Raw genomic sequence first — 278 nt, 5'->3', positions numbered from 1 at the left:
ATAACTCAGTGACACTATTAGATAAAGGGTTCTATGGCGCAGATTTATTATTTTTTATCAACCCACTGGGAGATAATTGCCGCTGGCTGATACCTGCTCGTAAAGGCCTGAAAAACACCTTGCTTGATGAACATGACAGTAACGACAAGCTTATCGAAACGCACGTATCCCCTTAGGCCAAAAAGAAAAACTCGGATTTACCAAACAAGTGGCAAGTTAGAGCGGTTACGTACAAATTGACGGAAAAGATAAAACCGTTTTTACCTCACTGCCTAGAG

1 pseudogene is annotated in these 278 nt (G+C 41.4%); it reads left to right on the top strand.

Annotated features, from left to right (window positions below):
- A pseudogene (locus N482_RS25540) lies at window positions 1–278 on the top strand (IS4 family transposase); the annotation flags it as partial.

This window comes from Pseudoalteromonas luteoviolacea NCIMB 1942 (assembly GCF_001625595.1).
GTDB classification, from domain to species: domain Bacteria; phylum Pseudomonadota; class Gammaproteobacteria; order Enterobacterales; family Alteromonadaceae; genus Pseudoalteromonas; species Pseudoalteromonas luteoviolacea_A.
This window is presented reverse-complemented; position numbering and strand designations above follow the sequence as displayed.